The organism is Pseudoalteromonas sp. 19-MNA-CIBAN-0066 (genome assembly GCF_040308705.1).
Taxonomy (GTDB): Bacteria; Pseudomonadota; Gammaproteobacteria; order Enterobacterales; family Alteromonadaceae; genus Pseudoalteromonas; species Pseudoalteromonas nigrifaciens.
This window is the reverse complement of sequence record NZ_JBEONZ010000061.1, coordinates 1-9,352: the sequence shown is the minus strand read 5'-3', so window position 1 is coordinate 9,352 and position 9,352 is coordinate 1. Positions and strand designations below refer to the sequence as shown.

Here is a 9,352-nt window from a genome sequence, read left to right as displayed (position 1 = left end):
GTACAGGAGCCGTATACGAGGTCCGTACGTACGGTTCTGTGAGAGGGATGAGGCATAAGCCTCACCCTACTCGATGCTTTAAATTATTTACTTAGCCGCCCATAATAGAGTATTCATTTGGAATGAGGTGCAACTCCTCAACTGTTCCCGCAACTGTAATTAGCATAACGCTTTAAGTCAGATACAAATAAACTATTTTAACGAGCGGGTTTACTCATCTTCAAATTATGTACTAGCCATAGTTAGTTGCATTGTTAGTGAGCGCATTCCTGCCTAGGGCTAACTATTGCAAACTCAAACGCCATTAAATACACCATTGTTAAGCGTTAATCACGTGTCGTGGAATATTGGCAGTAAAACTATCCTCAACAATGTTAATTTGCAAATAAAGCAAGGTAAGTTCGTTGGCTTAATTGGCCCCAATGGCGCAGGTAAATCTAGTTTACTGCGGTGTTTGTATCGCTTTAATCAGCCCACTGCAGGGCAAATTAAATTTAATAATACCGATATTTGGCAGTTAAAAAGCCATGAATACGCAAAGCAGGTTGCGGTTGTTTTACAAGAAATCCCATCACAATTTAATTTAACTTTATTAGATGTGGTTGCACTTGGGTTAACCCCGCATAAAGCATTATTTAGCACCACCACAACAGCCGACACACAAAAAATAAACCAAGCTATAGCGCGAGTTGGCTTGCAGGATCATGCAAGCCAACGTTTTGAGTCGCTTTCGGGAGGAGAAAAACAACGTGCATTAATTGCTCGGGCTATGGTGCAGCAACCGCAACTATTAATTATGGATGAGCCAACCAGCCACTTAGATGTGAAGTATCAAATTCAGGTAATGGAGTTGGCTAAATCGCTTGGCGTTACTGTGTTTGCATCGTTTCATGATTTAAATTTAGCCGCTGCTATGTGCGATGAGCTGGTGGTTATAAATCACGGCGAAATTGTTAATACAGGCTCTCCCATCGATGTGCTCAGCGAGGACATGCTCAATGATGTATTTGGTGTATGTGCACAAGTAAGCCACCACCCGCAAATGTCTAAACTAGGTGGTGTTATTCCACATATTACTTACTTTTATGGGTATGAATAATATGCGCATGCTTAACAATCATTCAATAGCACTTTTAGTCACAGTACTAGCTGCATTATTTACGTTATTTACAGCGCTGAGTTATGGCGCTGCCGACACATCATTAACTGATGTATTTAAAAGTATTTTCACCCCAACAGAGGGCTCCTTTAACACTCGAATTATTGTTGAATTAAGAATGCCACGCACATTACTGGCATTTTTAGCTGGCAGTGGTTTAGCCATTGCCGGGCTTATTTTGCAAACCGTGACGCGTAATCCGTTAGCAGATCCTTATTTATTTGGGATATCGTCTGGGGCGTCTTTGGGGGTTGTTATACTCATGGCGTTTGTGGGCATTAGTGCGGGCTTTGCATTATCGGCAGCGGCATTGGCTGGCAGTTTAGTGGCTATGAGTTTACTTATATTGATTGCAGGGCGGCAGCAAAGTGGGCAAGTAGAATCTATGCTGCTGGCAGGTGTGGCCTTGTCATTTTTATTTAGCGCATTTACCAGTTTATTACTTTACTGGAGCGACCCACAGGCGGTTGCGGCTATTTTATTTTGGACGCTCGGTAGTTTTGCACGGGCGCAGTGGGCAACGCTGTGGTTACCTTTTGTGGTTATTGTATTGTGTACATTTACAATGCTTAGTTTTAGGCGCCAACTTAATGCCATGCTGCTTGGCGATGAAAGTGCTATAACACTGGGTGTGCGGGTACATCGCTTTAGAATATTAATGTTGGTTTTAAGTTCGCTGATAACGGCAGTGTTAGTAGCTATGTGCGGCGGAATTGGCTTTGTAGGATTAATGGTGCCGCATATTGTGCGCTTTTTTATCTCCCAAGGTAGCTTGTCGGGCTTACTGGTAACGAGTTTGGTGGGTGGTACTTTTATGGTTTGGGTTGATGTGCTAGCGCGCACGTTATTAACGAATCAAGAGTTACCGGTTGGGGTTATTACTGCAGCTATTGGTAGCGTGTTCTTTTTAAGCTTATTGTATTTTCGTAAGCGCCAGGTGTAGGGCTATAAATGAAAACGTTAATGGTGCAAGGCACTACATCCGATGCGGGTAAAAGTACACTGGTTGCGGCGCTGTGTAGAGTATTTGCTAATAGAGGGTTAAATGTAGCGCCATTTAAGCCACAAAATATGGCATTAAATAGTGCAGTTACAGATGATGGTGGTGAAATAGGTCGAGCTCAAGCACTGCAAGCTATAGCGGCAAAGGTGGCACCTGAAATTGACTTTAACCCCGTATTACTTAAGCCTAATAGCGATACTGGCGCGCAGGTTATTATTCATGGTAAAGCCATAAGTAATATGGAAGCTGGCGCGTATCACGATTATAAAAAAGTAGCTATGGATGCAGTAATTACGTCGCATAACCGTTTAGCAAAACGTTTTGATTTACTGCTGGTGGAAGGGGCAGGCAGCCCAGCCGAAATAAACCTCAGAGCCAACGACATTGCTAATATGGGCTACGCCGAAGCCGTTGACTGCCCCGTAATTATAATTGCCGATATAGATAAAGGCGGTGTGTTTGCTCATTTAGTGGGTACTTTGGCATTATTGAGTGAGTCGGAGCAAGCGCGGGTAAAAGGCTTTATAATAAATCGTTTTAGAGGCGATATAAGCTTGTTACAAAGTGGGCTTGATTGGCTGGAAAAATACACAGGTAAACCGGTGTTAGGCGTATTGCCGTATTTACACGACCTAGCATTAGACGCTGAAGATGCAATTGCTATAGATAATACGCTAACTAATGTCAGCGTTAATATTGCGGTGCTGCTTGTGCCGCACATTAGTAACCATACTGACTTTGATGCACTGCGCTTACATCCCAATATAAATATTAATTATGTAGCGCATACACAAGCGATCCCCGATGTTGATTTGATCATTTTACCGGGGAGTAAAAACGTATTGAGTGATTTAGCCTTTTTAAAAAATGAAGGCTGGGATACACAAATAAAGCGCCATTTACGTTATGGTGGTAAAGTGCTTGGTATTTGTGGTGGTATGCAAATGCTTGGCAATAGTATTAATGATCCCCTAGGTGTTGAGTCATCATTACAGCATATGCCGGGGCTAGCGTTAAGTGATTTTACCAGCACACTTACAGCACAAAAAATATTGAGTAATGTAACCGCGACTATGCAATTAAATAACCAGCAAACACTTTGTAGTGGCTACGAAATTCATGCAGGCATTAGCCAAGGTGAAGCACTTAATAAACCATTTTTAAGCTTTAATGAACACCCAAATGGCTTTACAGCCGATGGGTTTATTAGTGATGATAACGCCATAGCGGGTACTTATTTACATGGCTTATTTGATCAAGCGAGTGCCACATTGCAAATATTAAAGTGGCTCAAAGCCGATACAGTTATTAATCCGGTTAATATTAACCAGCACCGTGAGCAGCAACTAGAGCGTTTAGCTGCCATGTGTGAAACGCATTTAAATATTGCACACATTATTAAAATTTATGAAGGGCATAATCATGAGCGAACAAAGTAAAGATAAACATCAGCAACGCCAACAAAAATTAAAAGATCAAGTTGATGCACGAATAGCTGCAGCGCAACAAGAAAAAGGTATTTTTCAGGTTATAACCGGTAATGGCAAAGGTAAATCGACCTCGGGCTTTGGTGTGGTAGCACGTTGTGTTGGTCATGGAAAAAAAGCCGCTGTGTGCCAGTACATAAAAGGCACTTGGGAATGTGGAGAGCGTAACTTGTTACAGAGTGCGGGTGTAGAGTTTGTTGTAATGGGCACAGGCTTTACATGGAATACCCAAGACAAAGAGAGCGATACCGCAGCCGCGCAAGCTGCTTGGCAAGAGTCAAAGCGACTGCTTAGTGACGCAAGCCTAGATGTAGTGCTGCTCGATGAGCTAACCTACATGGTAACCTATGGGTATATTGATGTAGATGAAGTGCTAGAGGCGATTAGCAACAGACCGCCAATGCAGTCGGTTATTATTACCGGCCGTGCAGCCCATCGTAAATTAATAGAACTGGCTGATACAGTAAGCGAAGTGCGTAATGTAAAACATGCATTTGATGCAGGTGTTAAGGCTCTGCAAGGTTTTGATTACTAATGTTTAAACAGCTTGTTATTGGTCTATTGTTACTCTGTGTATCGCAGCATGCGCAGGCTAATAAGATACAAATTGATAAAGTACAGCCGGCTAAAGCGCTGCGTATTGTGGCACTAGCTCCGCACATAGTAGAAAACCTGTATGCAATAGGCGCGGGAGATAATATTGTTGGCACAGTTGATTACGCCGACTACCCAGCAGCGGCAAAAAGTATTACTCGTATTGGCGGTTACTATGGTATTTCAATCGAAAAGCTTTTAGTCCTTAAGCCAGATATAGTGATTGCGTGGAAAAGTGGTAATCAAAGCGATGATTTAGCACAAATAGAGCGCTTAGGTATTAAGCTTTATTTAACTGATCCAACTACAGTTACAGGCATTGCCGATGAGTTGCTTATGCTAGGCAAACTTACCGGTAACATTAAACAAAGCGAGCAAGTGGTAAAAGCATTTAATACTAAACTTGCAGCCATTACAGCCAAGCAACAGGGTAAAAGTAAACTCACCGGCTTTTATCAACTCTGGTCTGAGCCGATGATGACAGTGTCGAAAAATACCGGAATAAGTGAGTTAATGGCTACTTGCCAAGTAACCAATGTATTTGCAAATAGCCGCACCGACTATCCACAAATAAGCATAGAAAATGTGATAGTGGCTAAGCCGCAAATTATAATTATTCCGGATGAAAAATCAGCAACACCGCAACCCACTATTAATTGGCAGCAATGGCCAGAAATACCCGCAGTAAAAAATAAGCAATTTTTATCTGTAAATGCCGACTTACTACATCGCTTTTCAGCGCGAATGCTAGATGGGCTGGCCGACATGTGTGATAAAATAGACGTATCACGCCAACAAATAAAGAGCATACAATGAGCGATTGGACTGCATTTTTAAAGCAAGAATTACAGCAAGCGTATATGCAGCAAACACTCGACTACGTTGCTAAGCGCCGCAGCGAAGACGTTGCTGTTTATCCTCCAAAAGATCAAGTGTTTAGCGCATTTACTGCAACACCGCTTAGTGATATACGCGTTGTTATTTTAGGGCAAGATCCTTACCACGGTGAAGGCCAAGCACATGGTTTGTGTTTTTCGGTATTACCTGAGGTTAAAAAACTGCCACCTTCGCTTAAAAATATTTATAAAGAGCTGGCTAGCGATATAAACGATTTTGTTATTCCTACCCATGGCTACTTACAAAGCTGGGCAGAGCAAGGAGTATTTTTACTCAATACAGTACTTACGGTAGAGCAAGGCCAAGCCCATTCGCATAAACACTTAGGGTGGGAGCAATTTACCGATAAGGTTATTGCGCATATAAACACCCATTGTGAAGGCGTAATATTTATTTTGTGGGGGGCTCATGCACAAAAAAAAGGTAAGGGAATTGATAGCGCACGCCAACATATTTTAGCGGGGCCGCACCCGTCACCACTGTCTGCTCATCGAGGTTTTTTTGGCTGTAGGCATTTTTCAGCCACTAATGCGTTATTACAATCTCAAGGTAAAACGCCGATTAATTGGCAAGTATAATTTTAACTTTTAAAACCAAAGGCCCGCAAATAATGCAATGCGGGCCTTTTTAGTTAGTCGTTTAAAAGTCGAGTTCATTAACGGCTATGCTGTCTGTAAAGTAGTCCAACTCCTGTAGTTCTTTGCGTAAACGATACTTTTCTTGTATTGCTTCGATTTCGCGCCATCTTCTTTTTTTATTTTTTTGAGAAGCTTCCTTTTTTGTTTCAGGACCTTCTATTATATTGCTCAGGCTATCCATGAATATCTCCTTTAGACTGCATTTGATACCAGTCTTATTAAAAACTAAGCTATAACTGCTCACTAATTTAATGGTATAGGTATTAACTTCGCGAATACCTATACCATAGGCCTAGCTAAAATAGAATATAAAAGTGACAACTGTGTTACTAAATTGTGATTTATTGATGAAGGTTTGCTTTATGGTGGGTTTATAAGTTTTTTACATATAAATTGCAGGCATAAAAAAACGCCGCAACTGCGACGTTTTTTATACAAGCGTTTAAGCCAATTACATGGCTTTAAAGCGTGCTTCTAATTGCTCTTGAGCATCAGCAAAAGAGCGAATACCTTCAGCTAATTTTTCAGTCGCCATAGCATCTTGGTTATGCAACCAACGAAATTGAGCTTCGCTAAGCGGTGCCGGTTTTGGCTGCTGCGCAACATCTTTTGCTAGTAAATATTCTGGTGCATCTTCAAGGTTACCCAACTCTTCTAAAAGGTTAGGGCTAATAGTTAGCTTATCGCAACCAGTAAGGGCAAGAATTTCGCCGGTATTACGAAAACTTGCACCCATAACTACCGTTTTGTAGTTGTGGCGTTTATAAAATTCAAAAATGCTGCGTACAGACTGCACTCCTGGATCTTGCAGTGGGTCGGTCGGCTTTTCCATACCGTTAGCAACGTGCCAATCTAAAATGCGACCTACAAATGGCGAGATTAAAAATACGTTAGCATCGGCGCAAGCACGTGCTTGGGCATCACTAAACAATAAAGTAAGGTTACATTTAGTACCTTCTTTTTCTAGTTGTTCAGCGGCTTTAATGCCTTCCCAAGTAGAGGCTACTTTAATTAAGATTTTATCTTTGCTTACGCCTTCTTTTTCGTAAAGACTAAGTAGCGTGTGCGCTTTATCAATAGTTGCTTGGGTATCAAACGAAAGACGTGCATCTACCTCAGTAGAAATATAACCAGGTACAATAGCGCTAATTTCTTTACCTAATAATACCGCAAAGTAGTCGCATGCTAGCGCTAGTTGCTTCGCTGGATCTTGCTCGGTTTCTTTGGCGTAGCTCCATGCTTTATTTAAATAAGGCTTATAGGCTTCAATCTCGCTCGCTTTTAATAGCAATGACGGATTGGTCGTTGCGTCTTCTGGTTGATGCTTTTTAATTGCTTCAATATCACCCGTGTCGGCCACGATTGATGAATGTTGTTTTAGCCTTTGTAGCGCGTTAGTCATTTGCTTTCCTCATTCCAAGCAAGTTAAAAGAAAATCTAAACTACTTTAATATTACACCATACTGCAACAGCGAAGTAATGCTTGATAGGTCTTATGTCCTTATCAATATAAAAACGGTTATGTATGAATTATTAAGGTAGGATCAGTCTGTTTAATATTAAACAAAACGTGCTTTTCGTTTCATTTAATGTTGAAATTGACATTAAATAAATTACAAGTCAATAGCTAACTATGATCACTGTTATTTCACCTGCAAAAAATCTTGATTACACCACGCCACCTGCAACCGATAAGTTCACTCAACCGGAATTACTTGAGCACAGCGAAGCACTGATGCAAGTATGCCGTGAACTAACCCCTGCGCAAATTGGCAGCCTGATGAAAATTAGCGATAAGCTCTCAGGGCTTAACGCTGCTCGCTTTAGTGAGTGGGCACAGCCATTTACCACAGAAAACGCTAAACAAGCGGTACTGGCCTTTAATGGCGATGTATATGGTGGTTTAGATGCTAGCACGCTAACGGCTAATCAGCTTGATTACGCACAAAGCCACCTACGCATATTATCGGGCTTATATGGGCTTTTAAAGCCGCTTGATTTAATGCAAGCGTATCGCCTTGAAATGGGCACCAAGCTTGAAAACAGTCGTGGTAAAAACCTGTATGAGTTTTGGGGCAGTGTAATTGCCAATAAACTTAACGAGGTATTAAAAGCCGAGGACGCCCAATACTTAGTTAACCTTGCTTCAAACGAGTACTTTAAAGCGGTTGATAAAAAAGCCCTTAATGCACAAATAATTACTCCACACTTTAAAGACTGTAAAAATGGTCAATATAAAGTAATTAGTTTTTACGCTAAAAAAGCACGAGGCATGATGGCGCGTTACCTCATCGAAAATAAAGTAACTCAGCTAAGCCTGCTTAAAGAGTTTACAGTAGCGGGTTATTACTTTAGCGCCGAAGCAAGTGTGAAAGAGTTTGAGCCAGTATTTTTACGCGATGAACAAAGCTAAAACTTAAACCTTTACCTAATCTATAAAAGCCATGCACAGCATGGCTTTTTTAATACTGGCGCTATACTTGCAATTGATATGCGAATTCAAGATTGATTCTAATCACATTATAAATCAATAGGTGCAAGTTACATGTTTAGTATTCCCTCAATTAGCGACGCCGAAAAACTTATCGAAGAAAAGCTCGGAGGGTGGTTTGATGTCGTTATAAGCCATATTCCTAATTTTATTGTGGCAGTTATTATTGTCATTCTATTTTCTATGCTGGCTCGCTTTGCCGGTAACTTAATGAAAAACTTATTGCGCCGCTCCCTCGATTCAAAACAGATAGCTGATTTAATGGCTTCTATATTTAAAGTGCTGATATTAAGTGTAGGAGTGTTTATAGCACTGGATTTTATGGGCTTAAAAGGCACGGTAACGTCATTACTAGCTGGTGCCGGTATTGTTGGTTTAGCGATTGGTTTTGCATTTCAAGATATGACCGAAAACTTAATAGCAGGTATTGCTATGGGTATTCGTAAGCCATTTAAACCAGGTGATGTAATAAAAACTGATGATGTGTTTGGCTCTGTGCATTCAATAAACCTACGTAATACACTAATAGAGAGCTTTTATGGGCAGCAAATATTAGTGCCTAATAAAATACTATTTAGAAATGTATTGCGAAACTACAGCACGCTAGGCGTTAGACGCATAGAAGTGCCGGTAAGAATTTCATTAACAGAAGACATAGAAAAAGCCGCAAACGTTATTGTGGATAAAATTAATCAATTTGAGTTTGTAATACGCCAAGATGAAACGGCCGTATACGCAGAGAGTTTTGGCGACAGTAGTATTAATTTATTATTGTGGTTTTGGATTAAATACCCTGGTGAGCCAGACTTTATGACAGTACGCCACAAAGGTGTTGTGGCAGTACAGCAAGCACTAAATGAGGCTGATATTCGTATTCCATTCCCAATACGTAGTTTAGATTTTGGGGTTAAAGGTGGCGAAAACCTCGATGCAATAATAAGTAATAAAGTAAATACACAATCGTCAAAGCAAGAAGGAGCCGATGGCTCTACAATCAATAAAGAAGACTAGGGGCTGTTGATCTTTGTAGTACATATATCAATCAGCCCACATTGGTAGCCACATCATAGTAAATGCTAAAGC

General features: G+C 40.9%; 10 protein-coding genes and 1 riboswitch. Of the genes, 8 read left to right on the top strand and 2 right to left on the bottom strand.

All coding sequences use genetic code 11. The annotated features are described in order from the left end of the window. The first annotated feature begins 71 nt into the window (after positions 1-71). Positions 72-207: riboswitch (cobalamin riboswitch) on the top strand. A 79-nt stretch (positions 208-286) separates the two neighbouring features. The 6 genes from AAEZ18_RS17735 to ung are packed head-to-tail and all read left to right on the top strand — an operon-like array spanning position 287 to position 5,718. Beyond that, positions 287-1,099: an ABC transporter ATP-binding protein gene (locus AAEZ18_RS17735; RefSeq protein ID WP_350594186.1), complete on the top strand. Its 813-nt coding sequence runs from the start codon at positions 287-289 to the stop codon at positions 1,097-1,099. A 1-nt stretch (position 1,100) separates the two neighbouring features. Then, complete coding sequence (locus AAEZ18_RS17730; protein WP_350594188.1) at positions 1,101-2,102, top strand: FecCD family ABC transporter permease; 1,002 nt, start codon at positions 1,101-1,103, stop codon at positions 2,100-2,102. Positions 2,103-2,110: 8 nt separating this feature from the next. Further along, entirely contained in the window at positions 2,111-3,601 is a 1,491-nt protein-coding gene (locus AAEZ18_RS17725) for a cobyric acid synthase (RefSeq protein ID WP_350594191.1), read from the top strand. Continuing rightward, a complete protein-coding gene (gene cobO, locus AAEZ18_RS17720; protein WP_086995231.1) occupies positions 3,585-4,184 on the top strand; it encodes a cob(I)yrinic acid a,c-diamide adenosyltransferase in 600 nt (199 codons plus the stop codon). The genes AAEZ18_RS17725 and cobO overlap by 17 nt, the downstream gene beginning before the upstream one ends. Continuing rightward, a complete protein-coding gene (locus tag AAEZ18_RS17715; protein WP_086995234.1) occupies positions 4,184-5,059 on the top strand; it encodes a cobalamin-binding protein in 876 nt (291 codons plus the stop codon). The genes cobO and AAEZ18_RS17715 overlap by 1 nt, the downstream gene beginning before the upstream one ends. Then, positions 5,056-5,718: a uracil-DNA glycosylase gene (ung, locus tag AAEZ18_RS17710; RefSeq protein WP_086995237.1), complete on the top strand. Its 663-nt coding sequence runs from the start codon at positions 5,056-5,058 to the stop codon at positions 5,716-5,718. The genes AAEZ18_RS17715 and ung overlap by 4 nt, the downstream gene beginning before the upstream one ends. Positions 5,719-5,779: 61 nt before the next feature. On the opposite strand, the gene AAEZ18_RS17705 is transcribed toward ung, so the two are convergent. Continuing rightward, positions 5,780-5,959: a DUF3545 family protein gene (locus AAEZ18_RS17705; protein ID WP_011329208.1), complete on the bottom strand. Its 180-nt coding sequence runs from the start codon at positions 5,957-5,959 to the stop codon at positions 5,780-5,782. A 270-nt stretch (positions 5,960-6,229) separates the two neighbouring features. Next, entirely contained in the window at positions 6,230-7,180 is a 951-nt protein-coding gene (gene tal / locus AAEZ18_RS17700) for a transaldolase (RefSeq protein WP_086995240.1), read from the bottom strand. A gap of 231 nt (positions 7,181-7,411) precedes the next feature. Between tal and yaaA the strand changes: the two genes are divergently transcribed. After that, positions 7,412-8,191 (top strand): peroxide stress protein YaaA, encoded by a 780-nt coding sequence (gene yaaA / locus AAEZ18_RS17695; RefSeq protein WP_350594195.1) that lies wholly within the window; start codon positions 7,412-7,414, stop codon positions 8,189-8,191. 132 nt (positions 8,192-8,323) lie between these two features. Continuing rightward, a complete protein-coding gene (locus tag AAEZ18_RS17690) occupies positions 8,324-9,280 on the top strand; it encodes a mechanosensitive ion channel family protein (RefSeq protein WP_197181795.1) in 957 nt (318 codons plus the stop codon). Positions 9,281-9,352 lie beyond the last annotated feature (72 nt).

Coding starts and splice junctions, on each gene's coding strand:
- AAEZ18_RS17730 (WP_350594188.1), top strand. CDS start 1,101: ATGCGCATGCTTAACAATCATTCAATAGCACTTTTAGTCACAGTACTA.
- AAEZ18_RS17725 (WP_350594191.1), top strand. CDS start 2,111: ATGAAAACGTTAATGGTGCAAGGCACTACATCCGATGCGGGTAAAAGT.
- cobO (WP_086995231.1), top strand. CDS start 3,585: ATGAGCGAACAAAGTAAAGATAAACATCAGCAACGCCAACAAAAATTA.
- AAEZ18_RS17715 (WP_086995234.1), top strand. CDS start 4,184: ATGTTTAAACAGCTTGTTATTGGTCTATTGTTACTCTGTGTATCGCAG.
- ung (WP_086995237.1), top strand. CDS start 5,056: ATGAGCGATTGGACTGCATTTTTAAAGCAAGAATTACAGCAAGCGTAT.
- AAEZ18_RS17705 (WP_011329208.1), bottom strand. CDS start 5,959: ATGGATAGCCTGAGCAATATAATAGAAGGTCCTGAAACAAAAAAGGAA.
- tal (WP_086995240.1), bottom strand. CDS start 7,180: ATGACTAACGCGCTACAAAGGCTAAAACAACATTCATCAATCGTGGCC.
- yaaA (WP_350594195.1), top strand. CDS start 7,412: ATGATCACTGTTATTTCACCTGCAAAAAATCTTGATTACACCACGCCA.
- AAEZ18_RS17690 (WP_197181795.1), top strand. CDS start 8,324: ATGTTTAGTATTCCCTCAATTAGCGACGCCGAAAAACTTATCGAAGAA.